Source organism: Nocardia sp. NPDC003726 (assembly GCF_053586955.1).
In genome coordinates, this window is sequence record NZ_JBSFNF010000006.1 from 193,859 (window position 1) to 214,854 (window position 20,996).

A 20,996-nucleotide genomic window follows, 5' to 3' on the forward strand; every position below is an offset into this window, starting at 1 on the left:
GGCGCATCGCGCCGACAGCCGGTAGCCTGCGACTCATCATGCTGATCCAACTGCTCCGCTCGCATCTGCAGCCTTATCGCGCCCAGTTGGCGGGGGTCGTTGCGCTTCAGCTGATTTCCGTGATCGCGATGCTGTATCTGCCGAGCCTGAACGCGGACCTCATCGACAACGGCGTCACCAAAGGCGACCTCGGCTACATCTGGACCACGGGCCTGTGGATGCTCGCGGTCACGGGTGTGCAGATCGTCGCGTCGGCCACTTCGGTCTATCTCGGCGCGCAGGCGGCGATGGGCGCGGGCCGCGACCTGCGCGGCGCGCTGCTGCACCGCGTCGGCACGTTCTCCGCGCGCGAAGTGGGCATGTTCGGCGCGCCCTCGCTCATCACTCGCAATACCAACGACATTCAGCAGGTGCAGCTGCTCATCGTGATGTCGGCGACCATCCTGGTGATGGCGCCCATCATGTGCGTCGGCGGCATCATCATGGCGCTGCGCGAGGATCTCGGCCTGTCCTGGCTGCTGCTGATCGCGGTGCCCGCGCTCGGCCTGTCCATGGCCGTGCTGATCTCCAGAATGGTGCCCGGCTTCCGGGACATGCAGGCCAGGATCGACGAGGTGAATCGCGTTCTGCGCGAACAGATCACCGGTATCCGGGTGGTGCGCGCCTTCGTGCGGGAACGCCAGGAGACCTGGCGGTTCGGCCTGGCCAACACCGAACTCACCGACACCGCGCTGCGAGTCGGCCGGTTGATGGCGCTGATGTTCCCCACGGTCATGCTGATCAGCAATGTCACCGCCGTGGCAGTGATCTGGTTCGGCGGGCACGCGATCGACGCGGGGCACATGCAGATCGGTTCGCTCACCGCGATGCTGTCCTACATCATGCAGATCCTGATGGCCGTGATGATGGCCTCGTTCCTGGCGATGATGGCCCCGCGCGCCGCGGTCTCCGCCGACCGGATCGGCGAGGTGCTCGACACCGAGTCCTCGGTGCACCCGCCGCGCCTGCCGCAGCCGTTCACCGACGACCCGGCCGTCGTCGACTTCCAGTTCGCCGAGTTCGCCTTCCCCGGCGCGGAGAAGCCGGTGCTGAAGGCCATCCGATTCCAGGTACGTCCCGGCGCCACCACCGCGATCGTCGGCTCCACCGGCGCGGGAAAGACCACGCTGATCAACCTCGTACCCCGGCTGATGGACGTCACCGACGGCGCGGTCTATGTCGGCGGCACCGATGTGCGCCATATCGACCTGGAGATATTGCGCTCACAGATCGGCCTCGTCCCGCAGAAGGCGTACCTGTTCTCCGGCACGATCGCGAGCAACCTGCGCTACGGCAACCCGCAGGCCACCGACGAGGAGCTGTGGCGCGCGCTGGAGATCGCGCAGGCCGCCGATTTCGTCCGCGAGATGCCCGAAGGGCTGCAAACCCCGGTGGCCCAGGGCGGCACCACCGTGTCCGGCGGTCAGCGTCAACGGTTGGCCATCGCCCGCGCGCTGGTGAAGAAGCCGAGGGTGTATCTGTTCGACGACTCGTTCTCCGCGCTGGACGTGGCGACCGACGCCAGGCTGCGGGAGGCGCTGAAGCCGGAGACCGCCGACGCCTCGGTCATCATCGTCGCGCAGCGCATCGCCACCATCCGGGACGCGGACCAGATCGTGGTGCTCGAGGACGGCGCGATAGCCGGCATCGGCACCCACGATCAGCTCCTGCGGGATTGTTCGGAGTACCGGGAGATCGTCGAGTCGCAACTTAGTGCCGAGGAGGCGCGATGAGACCCGGAATGCCGACCCCCGGCGCACCCGGCACCAAGGCGAAGTCGTTCGGGCCCTCGCTGAAACGACTGTTGCGCAGGCTCGCGCCGGAGCGGGTGCAGGTCGCGCTGATCGTCGCGCTCGTCATCGTCTCCGTGGTGCTGAACACCATCGGCCCCTACATCCTCGGCAAGGCGACCAACCTGGTCTTCGACGGCGTGGTGGGCAAACAACTGCCGTCCGGCGTGTCCAAGGACCAGGCGATCGAGGCCCTGCGGGCCAACGGCGACGACACCTTCGCCGACATGCTCGGCGCGATGAACGTGGTCCCGGGCGTCGGGGTGGACTTCGGCGCGGTCGGGCGGGTCCTCGCCCTGGTGCTGGCGCTGTACATCGGCGCGGCCGTCTTCGGCTGGTTGCAGGGCTACCTGCTCAACATCGTGATCAACCGCACGGTGAAGCGGCTGCGCAGCGATGTCGAGGACAAGATCCATCGGCTTCCGCTGCGGTACTTCGACTCCGCGCCGCGCGGTGACGTGCTCAGCCGCGTGACCAACGATGTCGACAACGTCTCCCAGAGCCTGCAACAGACCATGAGCCAGCTGCTGGTCTCGGTGTTCTCGGTGCTCGGCATCCTGGTCATGATGTTCTGGATCTCCTGGCAGCTCGCGGTGATCGCCCTGCTCACCGTGCCCGCCGCCATCGTGGTCACCGCGCAGATCGCGAAGCGGTCCAAGCCGCACTTCGTCGACCAGTGGAAGTACACCGGCCTGGTCAACGCCCAGGTCGAGGAGGCATACACCGGGCACGAGGTGGTCACCGCGTTCGGCCGCAACCGCGAGGTCGGCAAGGAGTTCGACCAGCGCAACGAGCAGCTCTACCAGGCCAGCTTCAAAGCGCAGTTCATCTCGGGCCTGATCATGCCCGCCATCATGTTCCTGGGGAACGTCAACTTCGTGCTGGTCGCGCTGGTCGGCGGCCTGAAGGTGGCCACGGGCAGTCTCTCGCTCGGCGAGGTGCAGGCGTTCATCCAGTACTCGCGCCAGTTCAGCCAGCCGCTGACCCAGCTCGGCGCGATGGCGAACCTGCTGCAGTCCGGCGTCGCCTCCGCCGAGCGGATCTTCGAGATCCTGGACGCCGAGGAACAGAGCCCCGACCCGGTGATGGCCGACGCGCGCCCGGTCGACCGCGGCCGCGTGGAGTTCGAGGCCGTCTCGTTCCGCTACGAACCCGACAAGCCGGTGATCGAGCGCCTGTCGCTGGTGGCTGAGCCGGGCCACGTGGTCGCGATCGTCGGCCCCACCGGCGCGGGCAAGACCACGCTGGTGAATCTGCTCATGCGGTTCTACGAACTGGACGCGGGCACCATCACCATCGACGGCGTCGACATCACCGAGATCACCCGCGACCACCTGCGCTCGCGCATCGGCATGGTGCTGCAGGACACCTGGCTGTTCAAGGGCACCATCCGGGAGAACATCGCCTACGGCAACCCGAACGCGAGCGAAGAGGAGATCCTCGCCGCGGCCCGCGCCGCCTACGTCGACCGCTTCGTGCACGCGCTGCCCGACGGCTACGACACGGTCATCGATGAGGAGGGCGCCGGCGTCAGCGCGGGCGAGAAGCAGCTGATCACCATCGCGCGCGCGTTCCTCGCCAAGCCGTCCATCCTCATCCTGGACGAGGCGACCAGCTCGGTGGACACCCGCACCGAACTGCTCGTGCAGCACGCCACCGCCGCCCTGCGCCGCGACCGGACCAGTTTCGTCATCGCCCACCGCCTGTCCACCATCCGCGACGCCGACCTGATCGTCGTCATGGAAGCGGGCCGCATCGTGGAACACGGCTCGCACGAACGCCTGCTCGATGAGCGCGGGGCCTATTACCGGTTGTACAACGCCCAGTTCGCTGGAGCTGTGTGATTCGGCCGCGCCTGCGGCGCGGCGTGGTCGAAGCTCGCGACCAGGTGCGCGGTGTAGTGGCTCGTTGTCGGCTCGGACCGAACGTGAGCCCGGCGGATGCTCGCTCTGGCTGCTCTTCGTTCGCAGGTGTGGGTGGGCCGGCGCTGGGCTCGTCAGGGGAGTCGCGCGCACGGCATCGTTGTCTCGGTGCGCTCGCACGGGCGCCGAAACAGCTCGCTCAGTCGGCCCGCACTCACGACCGTTTCCGGCCGAGGCCGAGGCGGTGGGACAGGCGGCTCATGAGCTGGGACATCTTCGACGGGAACGAGTTCGGTCCGGGGATGCGTACCGGGCGGACGCGGCCGTTGTGTAGTGCGGTGATCTTCCAGCCCTGGTCGGTGCGCACGGTCACCAGCGTTTGGCGGGACAGCCGGCGCTGGGGGAGGCGCGAGCGCCACGGCATCAGAACCGATGCCGTGCCGTGCACAATCGCCACGTCGGGGGTGACGAAGCGGATCGACTCCAGATCGCCGACCAGTGCCGACCCGGCCAGGACTCCACGGAAGAGCTTTTCGTGGTTGGCCTGATGCTCGCCGCGGCCGGTGGCTCGGGTGCCGTCGTAGGAGACGTAGTCGGAGTCCTCGGTGAACAGGGCGGCGTACGCGGCGGCGTCGTTATCGGTCCAGGTGCGCATCAGCTCGTCGAACAGGCTGCGCAGCGCGCGGTCGTCGGTGCGGTCGAGGGTCGCGTCCATGGTGGTGCCTTCCGGTGTTAAGATTCGACTATCGAAATATAAGATAACAGAAAGATTCGAATGTCGAAAGAAGAGTTGATCGGCGCGATCGCGCAAGAGCTGCGGACGCTGCAGCAGAGCTTCGACGCCTTCGACGAGGCCGCGGCCGTTCGTCTGGGGTTGAACCGCACCGACCTGCGCTGCCTGGACATCGTGCTCGGCCGTGGCCCGTTGACGGCGGGGGAGCTCAGCGCCGCGCTGCGACTGAGTCCCGCCGCCACCACCACCGTCGTCGACCGGTTGACCCGGGCTGGATTCGTCTCGCGCGCACAAGATCCCGGTAATCGGCGGCGGATCCTGATCGAAGCCACCGCGCGGGCCGCCGAGGTGGCGCGAGAGATCTTCGAACCCGTGGGGAAGGCGGGCGCCGAGGCTCTGACACGGTTCGACACCGACGAACTGCGCATCGCACTCGACTTCCTGCGCACCGCGCTGCGGGTGCACCAGGAGCAAACCGAGCGTGTCTCGCGGTCGGGCGAATCATGCTGATGCCTGTGACGAGCAGTGGCCTGGTTCGGGCGGCGACCACCGAACTGCGAGGATAGCGGGGTGTCCGGTCCCGAATCCTTCTCCTTCACCCTCGGTACCCGCTTGGACGGACGGCACGGCCGGTCCGGTGTGATCGCCACGCCGCACGGGCCGATCGCCACGCCCGCCTTCATCCCGGTGGGGACCAAGGCGACGGTCAAAGCGGTGCTGCCGGAAACCATGCGGGAACTCGGCGCCCAAGCGCTGCTCGCGAACGCCTATCACCTGTACTTACAACCGGGTGCCGACATCGTGGACGAGGCGGGCGGGCTCGGCGCGTTCATGAACTGGCCGGGGCCGACCTTCACCGACAGCGGCGGTTTCCAGGTGATGTCGCTGGGCGTCGGTTTCAAGAAGGTGCTCGCGATGGAGGCGGTCGATGTGCGCAGCGACGACGTGATCGCACCGGGCAAAGAGCGGCTGGCCACCGTTGACGACGACGGCGTCACGTTCCGTTCCCACCTCGACGGCTCCGTGCACCGCTTCACGCCCGAGGTGTCGATGACCATCCAGCACCAGCTCGGCGCCGACATCATGTTCGCGTTCGACGAACTCACTACATTGCTCAACACCCGCGCCTACCAGGAACGATCGGTGCAGCGCACGCACGAGTGGGCGCAGCGCTGCATCGACGAGCACGAGCGGCTGACCGCCGCGCGCACGCACCGTCCCTACCAAGCGCTGTTCGCCGTCATCCAGGGCGCGCAGTACGAGGACCTGCGCAGGAAGGCATGCCGCGGACTGGAATCGATTCGCGGAAACGCGGGGACGGGATTCGACGGCTACGGCATCGGCGGCGCGCTGGAGAAGCACAATCTGGGCGCCATCGTCGGGTGGTGCAGTGACGAGCTGCCCGAAGACAAGCCACGCCACATGCTCGGCATCAGCGAGCCGGAGGACATCTTCACCGCCATCGAGAACGGCGCCGACACCTTCGACTGCGTCAACCCGTCGCGGGTCGCCCGCAACGCCGCCATCTACGTCGACACCGGTCGTTTCAACATCAACACCAGCCGCTTTCGCCGCGACTTCACCCCGATCGACGAGAACTGCGACTGCTACACCTGCGCCAACTACACGCGCGCCTACATCCATCACCTGTTCAAGGCCAAGGAGATGCTCGCGGCCACGCTGTGCACGATCCACAACGAGCGGTTCACGGTCCGCCTGGTCGACCGCATCCGCCACAGCATCGAGGGCGGCTACTTCGATGAGCACAAAACGGAGACCCTGGGCCGTTGGAAAAGCAAGAAGGGCGCGGGGCGTGAGGCGGATCGGTGACTCTCCGATCGGCTCTCGTTGCCCGCGCCCTCCGTGGTGTGGCCGGGAACTTCGTCAGGTGTGCAGCGGATCCGCTTCGGTCGGTGCGTAGCTCGGTTCGCGCTTCTTGAGCAACGCGATCACCCGGTAGGTGATCGGGAGTACGAATACCTCGCAGAGGGTCTTCCAGATGAAGCCGACGATCACATAGTTGACGAACTGCTGCCAGGTATCGATGCCGATGGCGCCCGCGGCGATCGAGCAGAAGATCAGTGTGTCGGCGAACTCGCCGACGATGGTCGATCCGATCAGCCTGGCCCACAGGTATTTTTCCTTCGTCCGCTCCTTGATCAGCACCAACGTCGCGGAGTTCAGCAACTGGCCGACGAAGTACCCGGCCAGGCCCGCGATGACGAGCCGCGGCGTCGTCCCCAGGACGGTGCGGAACGCCTCTTGGTTGTCGTAGAAGCTCGCGGCGGGCAGCCGGATCGCGATGGCGAAACAGGCGACCGTCAGCAGCAGGGCGGCGAAGCCGTAGTAGATGGCCCGCCGGGTGGCGCGGAAGCCGTACACCTCGCTGAGCACATCGCCGAGGATGTAGGCCAACGGGAACAGGAAGAAGGCGCCGTCGGTGGCGATCGGAAGGATTTGCAGCGGCCCCAGCGACACCGACCGGTCGCCGAAGAACTCCACCCCCTTGGTGGCGCAGATGTTGGAAATGATCAGGGTTGCCGTGAACAGGGCCACGATCGGTGCGTAGTACCCCCGCGCTACCTGGGCAAATGCCGCATGGTCCGCGGGGCGTCCAGGCCCGCCGTGCTCTTGCGTGGTTTTCGACTCACTCACCCGCATCATCAAACCAGGTTGTGGAATACGCTGTAGCAATGACGAATCCCGGGGACTCCGACGAATGGTGGAAGCAGTACGGCGGCCAAGGCGTGTCGCCGGAGTCCGGGGCGCAGAGTTCGGTCCCGCAGTATCCGAGCCAGGAGCAGCAGCAGCCGTCGGGCTACCCGTCGGCGCCGCAGTACCCGGTGCAGCCGCCCTCGCAGCCGATGACGCCGCCTCCGCAGCCGCAGTACCCGTCCTACCAGCCGCCCGCGCAGCCCTACGCCCAGCCGCAGTACGGCTACCAGACGCCCTACCAGCCCTACGGAGTCCCGTCGCAAGGCACCAACGGCATGGCGATCGGCGCGCTGATCTCGTCGCTGGTCGGGTTCGTCACCTGCGGACTGGGGTCGATCGTCGGCATCATCCTCGGCGTGATCGCGTTGAACCAGGTCAAGCAGACCGGCCAGGAGGGGCGCGGCATGGCGCTCGCCGGCATCTGGATCGGGGTCGGCGCGATCGTGCTCGGCATCCTGTGGTTCGTCGTGGTGATCATCGCGGGGGCGACCAGCGCGTAGCGCAGCCGGTTACGGAAAGCAGAAGGGGCGCACTCATTCGGGTGCGCCCCTTCCGCTTTCGTGCCCGCCGCGGCGGATCAGGCCTTCACGACCTGGGTGCCGCCGGCGAACTTGTCGTGCCAGCCCTGCTTGTTCGGGTCCTGCGAGATGGTGACCATGATGTAGATCGCCAAACCGAGCGAGACGAGGCCGCCGACGCACGGGATGATGTTGGCCGCGACGAAGATGTTGCGCTTCAGCGAGGTGGCCGGCTCGATCTTCGCGGCGCCGCCAGGGGCGAGCACCTTCAGACCGAGGATCTTCTTACCGAGCGTGGTGCCCTGCGAGGTCTCCATGCCGACGAAGTAGCCGAGCTGGACCAAGGTCCACACGATGCTGAGGCCGATGGTCAGGCCCAGCGAGTTGTTGAACAGGGTGTACAGGATGAGGTACGGGATGTAGAGGATGAGCGCGTCGATGACACGCGCGCCGATCCGGGTGCCGAGGTCGCCCGGCTGGCCACCGTAGTTGTTGAACCCCGGCTGCTGCGGGTACTGGCCGTACGGTTCCTGCCCATACTGCGGCTGCTGCCCGTATTGCGGCTGCTGCTGGCCGTACTGGGGCTGCTGCCCGTACTGGGGCTGCTGACCGTATTGCTGCTGCTGGCCGCCGTGCTGAGGCTGCTGCCCGTACTGGGGCTGCTGGCCATACTGCGGCTGCTGCCCGTATTGGTCGCCCCCCTGTGGGTACGGCTGCCCGTACGGCTGCCCGCCCTGCGGATACTGGTTGGGGTCGTACCCACCGCTTGTCATAGTTGTTTGTCCTCGTCGATTGATCAGTAGTTGGACGATGCGTACGTTACGGACATGGGCTGCTTCGCAACAACCCGTCCACGTCGAATATCGACGGTTCGCGGGGTAGCCGCTCGGTGTCGAAACGCTCGAGTAGCTCGGACGACGATGTCGCGGTGAAGCCGAGCGAACCGGCCAGTGCCGACACTACTTCCTCCGGCGTGTTGCCGAGCGCCAATCGTTCGCGGAGTGTCACCGCCCCATCCCGTTTCGCCAGTCGCCGCCCTTCCGCGTTGAGCACCAGCGGCACGTGGGCATAGTGCGGCACCGGCAGATCGAGCAGCGTCGCGAGGTATGCCTGCCGCGGGGTCGACGGCAGCAGGTCGTCGCCGCGCACCACCTGGTCGACGCCCTGTGCCGCGTCGTCCACCACGACGGCGAGGTTGTAGGCGGGGATGCCGTCACCGCGCCGCAGCACCACGTCGTCGACCGGGCCACGGTAGCGACCGTGCAGCTCGTCGCGCACTTCGAACTCGGTGATCGTGGCGCGCAAGCGCAGTGCGGCCGGGCGGCCCTGCGCGCGCAGCCGTTCGCGCTCCACGGGGAGCAAGGTGCGGCAGGTGCCGGGGTAGGCGCCCATCGGTCCGTGCGGAGCCGTCGCGGCTTTCTGAATTTCTCTTCGGGTGCAGAAGCATTCGTAGGTGAGCCCGGCGGCGGTGAGGCGTTCGATAGCCGACTCGTATTGCGGCAGCCGATCGGACTGGCGGACCACGGGCCCATCCCAATCCACGCCGATCGCGGCGAGATCCTCCAGCTGCCGCTGCTCGGCGCCGGGACGCACTCGGTCCAGGTCGTCGATCCGCAGCAGGAAGCGGCGGCCGGTGCAGCGAGCGAACGCCCAAGCCAGCAGTGCGGTGCGGAGATTGCCCAGGTGCAGGTCCCCGGACGGGCTCGGCGCATACCGGCCCGCGCCCGGCTCACTCATGGGCTCGCCTGATGGACGATGAGATGCGCACGTCGGCCATGGTAGAAGTCACGGCGGTCAGCCGCGCAGACGCGGCCGCAGGTCGTCGTCCGCCGGTTCGCCGCCCGCCTCCAGCGTGGCGAGCAAGGCTCGGGCGTGGGCGACCAATCCGGGCAGGTCGATATCGTAGGGCGCGCGCTCGCCTTCGGGCCGGTATGCCGTCAACCGCGACACCGCGCGGGCGAGCAGTGTACGCGCTCCCTTCGGATTACCGCGCTGTATGTGCGTCAGACCGACAGCGAACTGCGCGAGCGCCTGCCACAGCATCCGCTCGGCGAACGGTCCGTTCTTCCACGCGGCCTCTAAAACCTCGTGTGCGTTGAATGCAAGTCCCTCGTCCAGCAGTTGCTGGGCGAAGGTCAAGGTTTGCTGGGGTGGAAGATCGAGATCGTCCGGAATTCGGGCAACTCCGGTGCTGCCGGCAGGCAGTGGACGCCCGAGGCGGTCGCGCGGACGGGCATTACGGGCGCGACCTGCGTCGTCTCGATCGCGTTCGACCATAGGCTCCATCATGCACGGCCGCCGCTCCTTCGTCGACGCGGCCTCCGGAGGGAGGTGAATTGTCGGCCGATAACAGAGCAATCACATCCGTTAAAAACATTGTGGTACGTCAGTGTTTGGAATGAATGCCGGGAGTTGGCAATGTTCCCGCAACTCCGTTGCTTCGCAAACGTGTGTGGTTGCGATGATTGAATAGGCAAGAGCCGGGCAAACTTTCGAAGGACCTGCTAGTGTTACCGCGCGGGGACAGGCCCCGCGCGAGGTTAATTTCCTCTCGAACTCGATGTGCGATATCGACGCACCGGGAAAGTGCGCTCCGGCACGGGGTGCACCACGGGATTCGGCTTTCCAGTCGGGTACCCATGCTAGCTGGAACGATGTCAGGAGAAATCTCGCTCTCGACGCAGCAAAGGAGCTAGTGCCGTGGAGGTTGATTGGACGGGCGCTGTGTGGCGCAAGAGCACATACAGCGGTCCGGATGGGAACTGCGTGGAAGTCGCTTTTCTCGTCGACGGCAATGTCGCGGTTCGTGACACCAAGGACAGTGGACGTGGCCCGGTCTTGGCGTTTGCGCCGGGCGAGTGGGATGCATTCCTAGTGGGGGTCTCGACGGGAGAGTTCCGGCGCGGCTGAGTCGCGCCGGAATCGCCTGAACAAGGCAAAGCGGGCCCCGGGTCGCATGGACTCGGGGCCTTCGCGGTTTTCTGTGCGGATTGTGCGCCGGCGCGGGTGGCCGCCGGATCATCGGTGCCCGGAACCGTTCCCGTTTCCGTTCGCCCGTTCCTGCACCTTGCGCAGCACGGCGAGCTGCTTGCGTTCCTCTTCGTGCTCGAGCTCGAAGTGCTTGACGCTCTCGTCGCGCGGATCCGCGCGCAGGAAGCTGCCGGTCCCCGGCTTGCCCGCCGCGCCGAGCCTGCTCATCTTCTTCGGCACGGGGGCGCCCTGGTAGTCCAGCGGAACCGGGTGGCCGTGCTTGTCCACCGGCCCCAGCGGCTGGTGCACCTCGATGTACTCGCCGTGCGGCAGGCGCTTGATCACGCCGGTCTCCACGCCGTGCTCGAGCACCGCGCGGTCGCTGCGTTGCAGGCCGAGGCAGATGCGGTAGGCCAGGAAGTAGGCGATCGGCGGTGCGAGCAGGATGCCGATGCGGCCTGCCCAGGTCGTCGCGTTCAACGAGATCTGGAATTTGTAGGCGATGATGTCGTTGACGCACGAGAGCGTCAGCACCACGTAGAAGGTGATCGCCATCGCGCCGATCGCGGTGCGAACGGGCACGTCACGGGGGCGTTGCAACAGGTTGTGGTGTGCGCCGGTGTCGCCGGTGAGCCGTTTCTCGATCCAGGGGTAGGCGATGAGGACGGCGAACACCAGACCCATGAGCATGGCGACCCAGAAGACGGCGGGCACGGTGTAGCGGCCCAAATACAGCTCCCACGGCGGCATCAAGCGCGCCATGCCGTCGGTCCACATCATGTACATGTCCGGCTGGGAACCCGCGGAGACCTGCGACGGGTTGTATGGCCCCAGGTTCCAGATCGGGTTGATCTGGAAGAGTCCGCCGAGCAGGCCGACGACGCCGAGGGTGAAGGCGAAGAACGCGCCCTGGTCGGCGGCGAACACCGGCACGATCCGGGCGCCGACCACGTTGTTCTCCGTGCGGCCCGGGCCGGGGAACTGCGTGTGCTTCTGATACCACACCAGCGCCACGTGCGCCGCGATCAGCGCCAGGATGATGCCCGGGAACAACAGCACATGCGCGATGTAGAGCCGCGGGATGATGATGTCGCCGGGGAAGTCACCGCCGAACATCAGCCAGTGCAGCCACGTGCCGATGATCGGAATCGAAATCGTGATCCCGGAGAACGCGGCGCGCAGGCCCGTGCCCGACAGCAGGTCGTCGGGCAGCGAGTAACCGAAGAAGCCCTCGAACATCGCCAAGATCAGCAGCAACGAGCCGATCACCCAGTTCGCCTCACGCGGTTTCCGGAACGCGCCGGTGAAGAAGATCCGGAACAGATGCACGATGATCGACACCGCGAACAGCAGCGCCGCCCAGTGATGCACCTGCCGGACGAACAGACCGCCGCGGACCTCGAAGGAGATGTTCAGCGCCGTCTCGTACGCCCGCGACATGGTCACGCCGCGCATCGGCTGGTAGGAGCCGTTGTAGACGACCTCCGTCATGGACGGGTCGAAGAACAAGGTCAGGTAGACGCCCGACAGCAGCAGGATGATGAAGCTGTAGAGCGCTATCTCGCCGAGCAGGAACGACCAATGCGTCGGGAAGACCTTGTTGATCGACCGCTTCACGAACGCGGCGGCCTTGTACCGCTCGTCCGCCTCATCGGCTTGGTTGGCGATTTTGCGAGCTAGATCTATAGCCATGGCCGACACCCCGCCTGGGTGAGTGGTATCCGGGTCCTACTACAGACGGTAGCAGAGCCGCGTGCCGGAATCGATGGGATTTTCCGGACGGAATTGTGGAACAAGATCATTCACATTGCCCGGCCCCGCGGACGTGACCGGATCCGAGTCGATATCGTTTTACTCGTGAGCGCGATGGCACCGCAGGACGCGACGATGTATTGGCTGTCCGAACGCACGCGCAACGACCTCTTTCTGTTGTATTGCTTCGCCGATCGCGGCCTCCCCACGGAGGAACTGCGCGCCGCCGTCGCAGAACGCAGCGCGCGCATCGCCGACCTACGGGTCCGGCTGCGCGAACTGCCCGTCGACCTCGATTACCCGCGCTGGACCCGATGCGAATTCGGCGCCGAGCAATTCATGGAACACGAACTTCCGGACCGCGATTGGTCGTGCTTGCTGGAGGCGCTCGGCGACCTGCTCGGCACCGGCGTCGATGCCGCCGTGCACCCGTGGCGGCTGCATGTGTTCCGTGCGATCCAGGACGCGCCCGGCCTGGAAGGCGAGCCCGCGCTGGTGGCGGTGCTCCAGATGTCCCATGCCCTGGCCGATGGGCGGCGGGCCGCCGCGATCGCGCGGGCGCTGTTCACGGAGGCTCCGCCGGTGTCCGACGGTGGAGTCCAAGCGGCGGACGAGTGCGCGAGCGCGCCGGGATCGTGGCGGCGGGGTTCCGCGTGGTGGCCGTCCACGCGAGATTTCGCGGCACGGGGGCGGGCGATCGGCGAGGCGGTGCCGTCAAGCCTGTCGTCGGCCGGGGTGCTGGTGAACTCGGCGATCGGCGTACTGCGTGCGCCGGTTCGGATAGCCGTCACAGCTATGCGCGGCTACCAGGCGTTTCGCGCGCAGCGGCGGCTGGCGGATCTGACCGCGTCGGGCGAAGTGCCGCCGCCCGCAGAGGGTTTCCTCCCAACCGTGCTGAACAGATCTTCCCCGCAGGGCATTTCGCGACACGAAGCGCGGATGCTGGTGTTCCCGTCCGCCGACGTGCGGGTGCCGGGCCGCACCGTCACGGTCGTCGTCCTGACCGCGGTGTCGCTGGCGCTGGCCCGCTACCTGGCCGAGCGTGGCGAGCCGGTGGAGCGGCTGGGTGCGCAGGTGCCGATGGCTCTTCCCGAGGCAGCTCGCCCGCGCAACAACTATCGCAGCCTCGGCGTCGATCTCTTCGTCGACGAACCCGATCCGCGCCTGCGCGCCGACAAGATCGCCGCCGCGCTCGCCGACCGGCGGGTCCGCGCGCTGCACCCGCTGCTGTCCGCGCAGGATCGGGTCACCGCGGCCATGCCGGCCCCGCTGCTGCGGCGGGACGTGGATCGCTACCCCCTCGACACCGTCCCCGACTCGATCGCGGGCCACACGGTGGTCTCCAGCGTCGATCGCGGCCCAGCCGATCTGTCCTTCGGCGGTGGCGCCGTGCGTTTCACGGCCGGGTTCCCGGCCCTCGGCTCCGTCATGCATCTCACCCACGGCGTGCACGGCCTCGGCGACACCGTCACCATCTCGCTGCACGCCGACCCGGCCGTGCTGCCCGACCTGGACGCCTACGCCGCCCACCTCGGTGCCGCGCTGCGCGAAGCCCACCGCACGCGGGTCGCGGCGTCGCCATCGGTGTGACGAGCCCGCCGGTCAGGAACGGGCGAGGGCGGGCTGCGCCGCGGCCTGGTGCACCTCGGCGGAGATCTTGATGTCCAGTTCGAGCCGGGTGGCGTTGATGACCGAGCGTTCTTCCTCGACAGTGTTCTCGATCGCCCGCGACCACAGCGCCTGGATCTCGGTGATCTCTTCGGCGGTGGCCTCGCCGTCGAGTTCGATCCGGCGGCGCTGTGAACTGATGTTCAGCGCCGCGGTGAGCGTGCGCATCAGGTCCTCGCAGCGATTGGGGATCTTGCGATGCGACAGCACGCGCAGGTTGCTGATGTAGCCGCGCGAGCCGGTGATGAGCTGCCGGATCTCCGCGTCGACGTCATCGAGTTCGTCGGCCTCCCAGTGCTCGCAGTGCAGCAACTGCTGGCGGACATCGCTCGAGATGGACAGCACGGACGACACCGCGGTCAGCACCGATTCCCGCCGCCACTTGTCGTGCTCACGCCGCTCGGCCGCCGCGTTGGTCGCCTCCACGGTGCGCTGCGCCGCGTCCAGCGTGACCCGGTTCCGCTCGTCCGCGGCGGTGAGCGCCGCCCGGTTCGTGCGGTTGTTGACCAGCACGCCGACCAATGCCGCAATGGCAACGATGAGAGAACCGAAGAGCGGAAGCCACTGAGTCACGGAGAAGATCATTCCATCGGAATGGGAAGTCGCACAGCCCAGATCGGGCGAATCCGGCTCGTCCGGCAACTCGGGAGGAAATCCGACGGTGGACCGGCGTCAGCCGCGCGCGGCGCCGTCCGGCCACACGACGTCGACCGGCACGCCACGCTGACGCGCGAGTTCCACCACCGTCCCCGTGCCCGCCTTCTGCCCGGCATCGCCATCCCACACGGCGACCAGCCGGTCGACCGACCCGACCACCGCATCGTTGGCTGCTTCGTACGCTTCACGACCCGCGTTGTCGAAATCCATCACCCGCACCTGGGCCGCGCGCCGCACCAGCTCGTCGAACAGCTCGGCGTGATCCGGCTTCACCTTCCGCTCCCGGTAATCGCGGGACGGCAACACGACTTCGAGCCGACCACCCGCATCGAGTACCGCCCGCGCGAACACCGAATCGGCACCGCGCGCAAGGCAACTCACTCCGATCAGCTCGCTCGGATCGTGCTTGTCCAGCAGCGAACGCACCGCGTCGTACACCAACGGTTCAGTAGCCGCGGTGATGTTCATATGCCCGGTGACACCGATCCGCACCATGCGATGTGCTCTCCTATGCTGTCGCGGCAACCAGCGGGCGCATCCGCTCCGCGGTTCGACGACCGCGCCGAACCGCCCGTGTGGTTGTATACCTTCGCTGATCTCCTCGCGACATGGTTGGCGCTGATGCCGAACCGCGTCGAGGCTCGGCACTGTTGCAGCTGTGGCATCGGTCGGGCACCAGCAACCCGCGGCCGAAGGGAGAGTCGGCATAGTCACGCAGATCCCCGACCCCAGCGTCCACACGGCCGCGATGGCGCTGGACTGCCTGCCGGGCGTGTGGCAGGCCAAGATCGTCATGCGGGCCACCTGGGACACCGGTACGAGCGAGGGACGCAAAGAAAGCGGGCCCGCCATACTCCAGTGCTAAGTTCGCTCCGATGAAGCTGCTTGTTGTCAGTAGCGGCCCTGCTACGTGGTCGACTCGCTGGTTTCTGTTGCGCAGGGGGGACGCGGCCCTCGCATGTCGGCCTTCAGCGGCCCACCGATGACAATGCAGCGTGGCGGCCTGCTCGTAGACGTTGCCATTGGGGCGCTGCGCTCACGGATGCTTGCATCGGTGGCCCTGGATGGTGGGGAACGGGCTTCGCCCGGGCATCTTCTCAGTGCGTTCGGCCCCCGATGAGAAAAGGCCTGGTCGGAACGAGGTAAACCGTCCTGACCAGGCCCTTCTCTGGCGGAGGATAGGGGATTTGAACCCCTGAGGGCGTTAACCCAACCCGCGTTCCAGGCGAGCGCCATAGGCCACTAGGCGAATCCTCCGTGGAGCAGCATACCGGTAGCCCCCGGCCGGTCGCCAAATAGGTGGGGTGACGTGGGTGAAGTGCCTGGTCGGCCGGGGGTGGTGGACCCGGAGGATGGGTTTGTGGGCCGGAGGCGCTACACTGGCCGACGGATCCCGCGCGGCGCGCATCCTGTGAACCCCCCCAGGGCCGGAAGGCAGCAAGGGTCAACGGGCTCTGCCGGGTGCGCGGGGTCCCCTTTCGAAGGGCTTGCGGGGCGGCTCGCCTGCGTCGAGCCGGTGGGGCAGCGGTCCCCGCATTCCATCCCCGGATAACGCCTCCAATTCCGGGCGCCGCACGGGTAACGTGAACACCGTCCGCGGATGCACGTGCGTCTGCACGGACAACCTGTTCGGTCGCCGCCGCACATCGGTCCGGCCAACCCATCGTCCCTTCGCTGCTTGAAAGGCTGCCCAGGATGCCCCGGCAAACGCAGATCGGTTTGATGAGCCATGAGGAGCTCGTGCTCGAGCACGACACCCAGACCGCGAACTACGCGACGCTCAAGACCGAGAAGCTCACGCTGGACCTGACCAGGGGGAAACCTTCGCCGGAGCAACTCGACCTGTCCGCCGGACTGCTGAACCTGCCCGGCGACGGCGATTTCCGCGACGGCACCGGCACCGACTGCCGTAACTACGGTGGCCTGCACGGTCTCCCGGAACTGCGCGCCATCTTCGGCGAGCTGCTCAACATCCCGGTGGACAATCTGCTCGCGGGCAACAACGCCAGTCTCGAGCTGATGCACGACGTGATCACTTACGCGATGCTGTACGGCACCAATGATTCCGAGCGTCGCTGGGCCGCCGAGGACACTCTGAAGTTCCTGTGCCCGGCCCCGGGCTACGACCGGCACTTCGCGATCACCGAGGCGCTCGGCTTCGAGATGATCCCGATCCCGATGCGCCACGACGGCCCCGACACCCACGCCATCGCCGAGCTGCTGGCGAGCGACCCGCAGATCAAGGGCCTGTGGGCGGTGCCGAACTACTCCAACCCGACCGGCGTCGTCTTCTCCGAAGACGTTGTCCGCGAACTCGTCTCGATGCCGGCGGCGGCGCCCGACTTCCGGCTGTTCTGGGACAACGCGTACGCGGTGCATCCGCTCACCGACACGGCGGCCCCGGTGATCGACGTGCTCGGCTTGGCCGCCGCCGCCGGAAACCCGAACCGTCCGTTGGTGTTCGCCTCCACCTCGAAGATCACCTTCGCGGGCGCGGGCGTGAGCTTCATCGGTGGTTCCACCGCGAATCTGGACTGGTATCTGAGCCACGCCTCGAAGAAGAGCATCGGCCCGGACAAGATCAACCAGCTGCGCCACCTGCGCTTCTTCGGCGATGCCGACGGCGTGCGCGCGCACATGCAGAAGCACCGCGCCATCCTGGAGCCGAAGTTCGCCTTGGTGCTGAAGATCCTCGAGGACCGCCTCGGCGCGTCCAAGGTGGCCTCCTGGACCGAACCCAAGGGCGGCTATTTCATCAGCCTGGACGTGCTGGAGGGCACCGCGGCGCGGGTGATCGCCCTCGCCAAGGAGGCGGGTATCGCGCTCACCGCGGCCGGTTCGGCCTTCCCGTACCGCAACGATCCGGAGGACAAGAACATCCGCATCGCGCCCAGCTTCCCGAAGCTGCCCGAGCTCGAGAAGGCGATGGACGGCCTGGCCACCTGCGTGCTGCTGGCCGCCACCGAGAAGCTGCTCGGCAAGTAGGACCGCGAACGACTGACCGCCCGGCACGGCTTCCGTGCCGGGCGCTGTCATCTGTGTCGAAAGCCGGTGGCGGCGTCGGCACGCGGCCTATCCGGTTTCCAGCAGTTCCTTCAGCCGCGCCAGATCCGCGCGGTTGGCCCGCCGGATGGCCGCTTCCAGCACAGGCGCGGTCAGCTTCCGGAAACCCTTCGGCTCGCCGCGGTTGCGCAGCGTCATCCTGGTGCCGCCTTCCGGCGTATCGGCCCAGGTGTAGGTCGTCTCCATCGGAAACGGCCCCTGTGCGGTGCGCATCACCAGCAGGACGCAGGGCGTGTAGTCGACCACCTCGTAGGTATAGGTCAGCCTGCCGCCCAGGAAGTGGGCGACGAACGTCATCCGCGAGCCGACGCGCAGCGGAGGTTCCGTTTCCCAGGTGACGCTGTGGATGCGCGAGTACCACGCGGGCGCGTGCGCCGGATCGGCCGAATACGCGGCGACCAGCTCGCGTGATCGGTCGATCACGACGTCGGTCACCACATCGACGGCCATCGGCCGGGTCAGCGCGGTTTGTGCGCGAGGACGGCGAACATGGTCACCGAGAGGTGGATGTCGCCGCTGGCGGCGCCCGCCGCGAGGTCGGCGAGCAGTTGCTCCCGCTCGGCCTCGGTGATCGCGCCGCGCGCGACCGCCATCGCGGAGATCCTGGTGATCAGCGAGCCCGCGCCGACGCGGCGGTCCTGCACCAGAGCCTCCGAGCCGATGTCGTCGACCACCAAGCCCGCTTTGGTGAGCAGACCGGGCAGACGACGGCCCGACAGCGGATTGGTGGTGGCCGACACGAGCGTGTCGATCACCTCGCGGACGACCCGCCGGTCACCGGGGTGCACGATCGCGGTGTCCCAATCGCTGTCCACCACGACCACGCGGCCACCCGGACGCAGCACGCGCGCGATCTCGTTGGCCGCGCGGGCCGGGGCGGTGAGGTGCTGGAAGACGCGCTCGCACAGGACGGCGTCGAAGCTGTCCGCGCCGAACGGCACGCCGTAGGCATCTCCGGAGTGGAATCTGGCCGTGGAGCCGGCCTGGGCGGCGCGGCGCTCGGCGGAGGCCAGCAGCTGCGGGTCAGGTTCGACGCCGACCGCGCTGCCGTCCGGGCCGACCGCCTCGGCGAAGGTGATGACCTCCGATCCGGTACCGGAGCCGATGTCGACGGCGTGTTCGCCGGGCCGCAGCGCGAGCGCTTCGTGCGCCCAGGTGCGCAAGCGGCGGATGCCCGGCAGCGCGGCCTGGAGGTCGCGCACGTCGACGAGTTGGTCCTGACCTGCTCGGTCGAATCGATCGGGGCGCAATGCGTAGGTGTTCATGGGCCCGTGTCCATCCCTGGCCGTTGGCGTCGTCTTGGTGGGGGTCGCCGTCGTCTGAGGCATGGCCTGGAGCCTACGCGGCAGGTCGTCTACCCGCGCGTAGGCATTGTGAGTTGAGTCACTATGCAGGCCCGGCGGCGGCGACCCGGGTGCTGCCGCACCGTCGGCTCCGGTGAGATGATCGACCCGTCCCAGCACACCGAGCAGGAGGTAGGGCATGACGCGCACGCTGTGCTTGGCGCAGGACGCCGAAGCGGACCGGCTACTGACCGAGGACCATTTCGCCACGCTGCTCGGCATGCTGCTGGATCAGCAGTACCCGATGGAGCACGCCTTCCGGGGCCCGAAGAAGATCGCCGACCGGATGGGCGGGTTCGACATCCAGCGCATCGCCGAGGCCGATCCGCAGGAGTTCGAGGAACTCGCCGCGACCCCGCCCGCGATCCACCGCTACGGCCGGTCCATGGCCAGGCGTGCGCAGGAGCTGGCTCGCTACGTCATCGAGCACTACGACGGCAAGACCGAGAACATCTGGACCGCGGGCGACCCCGACGGCAAGGAGGTGCTGCGGCGGCTGCGCGAACTCCCCGGCTACGGCGAGCAGAAGGCGAAGATCTTCCTGGCCCTCCTGGGTAAGCAGCGGGGCGTGCGGCCGGAGGGCTGGCGCGCCGCGGCGGGCGCGTACGGCGACGAGGGCTCGCGCCGTTCGGTTGCCGACGTCACCGACGCCGAATCCCTGGCGCAGGTAAGGGAATTCAAGAAGCAGGCGAAAGCGGCGGCCAAAGCGAAGTAGTTCCGTGCTCGTAACTCCCCGGTTGCCTATTTGAAATCGCCCTGCGTTTTTTCCTCGTTCTCGCAGAGCCGTTGCCCGATGCTTTTGGCTGGTACGGCTCCACCTGAGATGAGGGATTGCAGGACATGAGGATGAGGAAGCTCGCCGTGGTGGCGGCGCTGGTGACCATTGCGACCGGAGTGGCCGCTGGTACATCCGGCGCTGCCCCGGCGGAAGAAAGTACGGAAAGCGCGATCAATTTCACCGCGCACGCGACCGATACCCAGTCGATCATCGAAATCGACGCGGGCTCGCTGGTGGTCGAGAACGAGGTGCTGGAGGTCAAGGCCTCCAACGGTACCGTCCTCGCGGCGCAGCCGCTGAGGTTTCAGCTCGAGGACTTCGAATTCCCTATCGCGGCAGCGGTTTCCGGCCGCACCGCCACGCTGACGCCCGTGTTCGACCGGGAACACGCGGTCTACAAGCCGGTGGCCCTCCCGTACGAGGACAAGGCGCCGTGGAAGACCGAGTACGACCGTGAGGTCGCCGCTTGGACTCGCCTGACCAGCACGATCTCCGCCGGAGCCACCATCGGAACGCTCGTCGGCGGCCTGGCCGGCGGCGCCATCGGCTGCGTGCTCGGCGGCATCGCGGGCGCGACCGTCGCCTCCGCAGCGATCGTCGGACTGTTCGGCGCGTTCATCCCTGCCGCGGCCATCGGCTGCCTCGGCGGCATCATCGCCGTCGGCGCGCTCGGCACGCTGGCGGGCCAGATCCTGGTCACCGCTCCGGTGGCGGTCGCCGCCGCGATCCAGTACTTCGCGACGATCAATCAGCCGTTCGTCGCTCCGAAGTAATCCTTCCGCGTGAAAAGACTCCGCTCCGTCCGGGTTCCGGGGAGCGGGGTCTTTTTGTGTGCTCGCGACCTGGGGAAACAATGTGCGGGTGCACACAACGGCGCGTCGAGGGTTGGTGTGTCATGGATATCGGTGTTAATTTAAATGACATGTCTGCCGGCCGATCGAACCTCCTGCGCGTCACTTACGTGACCGCCGCGCTGGGTCTGCGGCTGCCGTTGACACGCGAACTGTGTCGTCTCTCTTGCTGCAGCTGAGCTGTTTTTCCTGCTCGTTTGCTGCCTCGCCGCCCATGTAGGCACGTCCCGTTCGATTACGGGACTTCAGCAAGGATC

At 67.2% G+C, this 20,996-nt stretch carries 21 protein-coding genes, 1 tRNA gene and 1 other RNA gene; 12 read left to right on the forward strand and 11 right to left on the reverse strand.

Going from position 1 to position 20,996, the window contains the following annotated elements:
- The first annotated feature begins 38 nt into the window (after positions 1 to 38).
- Both ACWDMM_RS10905 and ACWDMM_RS10910 read left to right on the forward strand, forming a co-directional pair.
- Entirely contained in the window at positions 39 to 1,772 is a 1,734-nt protein-coding gene (locus tag ACWDMM_RS10905; protein WP_195079769.1) for an ABC transporter ATP-binding protein, read from the forward strand.
- The gene (locus tag ACWDMM_RS10910; RefSeq protein WP_195079770.1) at positions 1,769 to 3,673 is read left to right on the forward strand and encodes an ABC transporter ATP-binding protein; all 1,905 of its coding nucleotides are present in this window, start codon (positions 1,769 to 1,771) and stop codon (positions 3,671 to 3,673) included. Before ACWDMM_RS10905 ends, ACWDMM_RS10910 begins: the two co-directional genes overlap by 4 nt.
- Positions 3,674 to 3,905: 232 nt before the next feature.
- Here ACWDMM_RS10910 and ACWDMM_RS10915 read toward each other — a convergent pair whose 3' ends face one another.
- The gene (locus tag ACWDMM_RS10915; protein WP_195079771.1) at positions 3,906 to 4,406 is read right to left on the reverse strand and encodes an SgcJ/EcaC family oxidoreductase; all 501 of its coding nucleotides are present in this window, start codon (positions 4,404 to 4,406) and stop codon (positions 3,906 to 3,908) included.
- 60 nt (positions 4,407 to 4,466) lie between these two features.
- On the opposite strand from ACWDMM_RS10915, the gene ACWDMM_RS10920 reads away from it, so the two are divergent.
- Entirely contained in the window at positions 4,467 to 4,934 is a 468-nt protein-coding gene (locus ACWDMM_RS10920; RefSeq protein ID WP_195079772.1) for a MarR family winged helix-turn-helix transcriptional regulator, read from the forward strand.
- A 60-nt stretch (positions 4,935 to 4,994) separates the two neighbouring features.
- Positions 4,995 to 6,254, forward strand: coding sequence for a tRNA guanosine(34) transglycosylase Tgt (gene tgt / locus ACWDMM_RS10925; RefSeq protein WP_449937093.1), 1,260 nt, complete (start codon positions 4,995 to 4,997; stop codon positions 6,252 to 6,254).
- Positions 6,255 to 6,308: 54 nt separating this feature from the next.
- Here tgt and ACWDMM_RS10930 read toward each other — a convergent pair whose 3' ends face one another.
- Positions 6,309 to 7,088 (reverse strand): queuosine precursor transporter, encoded by a 780-nt coding sequence (locus ACWDMM_RS10930; protein ID WP_195079774.1) that lies wholly within the window; start codon positions 7,086 to 7,088, stop codon positions 6,309 to 6,311.
- 29 nt (positions 7,089 to 7,117) lie between these two features.
- Between ACWDMM_RS10930 and ACWDMM_RS10935 the strand changes: the two genes are divergently transcribed.
- Positions 7,118 to 7,639, forward strand: a complete 522-nt coding sequence (locus ACWDMM_RS10935) for a DUF4190 domain-containing protein (RefSeq protein ID WP_195079775.1) — start codon at positions 7,118 to 7,120, stop codon at positions 7,637 to 7,639.
- Between the two features lie 77 nt (positions 7,640 to 7,716).
- Here ACWDMM_RS10935 and ACWDMM_RS10940 read toward each other — a convergent pair whose 3' ends face one another.
- The 3 genes from ACWDMM_RS10940 to ACWDMM_RS10950 are packed head-to-tail and all read right to left on the reverse strand — an operon-like array spanning position 7,717 to position 9,934.
- On the reverse strand, positions 7,717 to 8,430 hold the full coding sequence (locus ACWDMM_RS10940) for an RDD family protein (RefSeq protein WP_357108636.1): 714 nt from the start codon (positions 8,428 to 8,430) through the stop codon (positions 7,717 to 7,719).
- A 46-nt stretch (positions 8,431 to 8,476) separates the two neighbouring features.
- Positions 8,477 to 9,394: a tRNA glutamyl-Q(34) synthetase GluQRS gene (gene gluQRS / locus ACWDMM_RS10945; RefSeq protein ID WP_449937096.1), complete on the reverse strand. Its 918-nt coding sequence runs from the start codon at positions 9,392 to 9,394 to the stop codon at positions 8,477 to 8,479.
- A 57-nt stretch (positions 9,395 to 9,451) separates the two neighbouring features.
- Positions 9,452 to 9,934, reverse strand: coding sequence for a DUF309 domain-containing protein (locus ACWDMM_RS10950; RefSeq protein ID WP_195079778.1), 483 nt, complete (start codon positions 9,932 to 9,934; stop codon positions 9,452 to 9,454).
- A gap of 447 nt (positions 9,935 to 10,381) precedes the next feature.
- Between ACWDMM_RS10950 and ACWDMM_RS10955 the strand changes: the two genes are divergently transcribed.
- Positions 10,382 to 10,567 (forward strand): DUF397 domain-containing protein, encoded by a 186-nt coding sequence (locus ACWDMM_RS10955; protein WP_435406541.1) that lies wholly within the window; start codon positions 10,382 to 10,384, stop codon positions 10,565 to 10,567.
- A 108-nt stretch (positions 10,568 to 10,675) separates the two neighbouring features.
- Here ACWDMM_RS10955 and qcrB read toward each other — a convergent pair whose 3' ends face one another.
- Positions 10,676 to 12,319, reverse strand: a complete 1,644-nt coding sequence (qcrB, locus tag ACWDMM_RS10960; RefSeq protein WP_195079780.1) for a cytochrome bc1 complex cytochrome b subunit — start codon at positions 12,317 to 12,319, stop codon at positions 10,676 to 10,678.
- A 174-nt stretch (positions 12,320 to 12,493) separates the two neighbouring features.
- Here qcrB and ACWDMM_RS10965 point away from each other — a divergent pair, with 174 nt between their 5' ends.
- Complete coding sequence (locus tag ACWDMM_RS10965; protein ID WP_449937173.1) at positions 12,494 to 13,969, forward strand: WS/DGAT domain-containing protein; 1,476 nt, start codon at positions 12,494 to 12,496, stop codon at positions 13,967 to 13,969.
- Between the two features lie 12 nt (positions 13,970 to 13,981).
- On the opposite strand, the gene ACWDMM_RS10970 is transcribed toward ACWDMM_RS10965, so the two are convergent.
- Positions 13,982 to 14,620: a hypothetical protein gene (locus ACWDMM_RS10970; RefSeq protein WP_195079782.1), complete on the reverse strand. Its 639-nt coding sequence runs from the start codon at positions 14,618 to 14,620 to the stop codon at positions 13,982 to 13,984.
- 99 nt (positions 14,621 to 14,719) lie between these two features.
- A complete protein-coding gene (locus ACWDMM_RS10975; protein WP_449937100.1) occupies positions 14,720 to 15,199 on the reverse strand; it encodes a hypothetical protein in 480 nt (159 codons plus the stop codon).
- Between the two features lie 163 nt (positions 15,200 to 15,362).
- Between ACWDMM_RS10975 and ACWDMM_RS10980 the strand changes: the two genes are divergently transcribed.
- Positions 15,363 to 15,569: a hypothetical protein gene (locus tag ACWDMM_RS10980; RefSeq protein ID WP_449937101.1), complete on the forward strand. Its 207-nt coding sequence runs from the start codon at positions 15,363 to 15,365 to the stop codon at positions 15,567 to 15,569.
- 304 nt (positions 15,570 to 15,873) lie between these two features.
- Here ACWDMM_RS10980 and ACWDMM_RS10985 read toward each other — a convergent pair.
- Positions 15,874 to 15,961 (reverse strand) — tRNA-Ser (locus tag ACWDMM_RS10985).
- 128 nt (positions 15,962 to 16,089) lie between these two features.
- On the opposite strand from ACWDMM_RS10985, the gene ffs reads away from it, so the two are divergent.
- Positions 16,090 to 16,184, forward strand: an RNA gene (ffs, locus tag ACWDMM_RS10990) — signal recognition particle sRNA small type.
- A gap of 215 nt (positions 16,185 to 16,399) precedes the next feature.
- A complete protein-coding gene (locus ACWDMM_RS10995; RefSeq protein WP_195079784.1) occupies positions 16,400 to 17,689 on the forward strand; it encodes an aminotransferase class I/II-fold pyridoxal phosphate-dependent enzyme in 1,290 nt (429 codons plus the stop codon).
- An 87-nt stretch (positions 17,690 to 17,776) separates the two neighbouring features.
- Here ACWDMM_RS10995 and ACWDMM_RS11000 read toward each other — a convergent pair whose 3' ends face one another.
- Positions 17,777 to 18,217 carry an SRPBCC family protein gene (locus tag ACWDMM_RS11000; protein WP_195079785.1) on the reverse strand — a complete coding sequence of 147 codons (441 nt, stop codon included), beginning with the start codon at positions 18,215 to 18,217 and terminating at the stop codon, positions 17,777 to 17,779.
- Positions 18,218 to 18,225: 8 nt separating this feature from the next.
- The gene (locus ACWDMM_RS11005; RefSeq protein WP_449937176.1) at positions 18,226 to 19,032 is read right to left on the reverse strand and encodes a methyltransferase domain-containing protein; all 807 of its coding nucleotides are present in this window, start codon (positions 19,030 to 19,032) and stop codon (positions 18,226 to 18,228) included.
- Positions 19,033 to 19,249: 217 nt separating this feature from the next.
- On the opposite strand from ACWDMM_RS11005, the gene ACWDMM_RS11010 reads away from it, so the two are divergent.
- Both ACWDMM_RS11010 and ACWDMM_RS11015 read left to right on the forward strand, forming a co-directional pair.
- Positions 19,250 to 19,825, forward strand: a complete 576-nt coding sequence (locus ACWDMM_RS11010; RefSeq protein ID WP_195079786.1) for an HhH-GPD-type base excision DNA repair protein — start codon at positions 19,250 to 19,252, stop codon at positions 19,823 to 19,825.
- Between the two features lie 125 nt (positions 19,826 to 19,950).
- Complete coding sequence (locus tag ACWDMM_RS11015; protein WP_195079787.1) at positions 19,951 to 20,661, forward strand: hypothetical protein; 711 nt, start codon at positions 19,951 to 19,953, stop codon at positions 20,659 to 20,661.
- Positions 20,662 to 20,996: the final 335 nt, after the last annotated feature.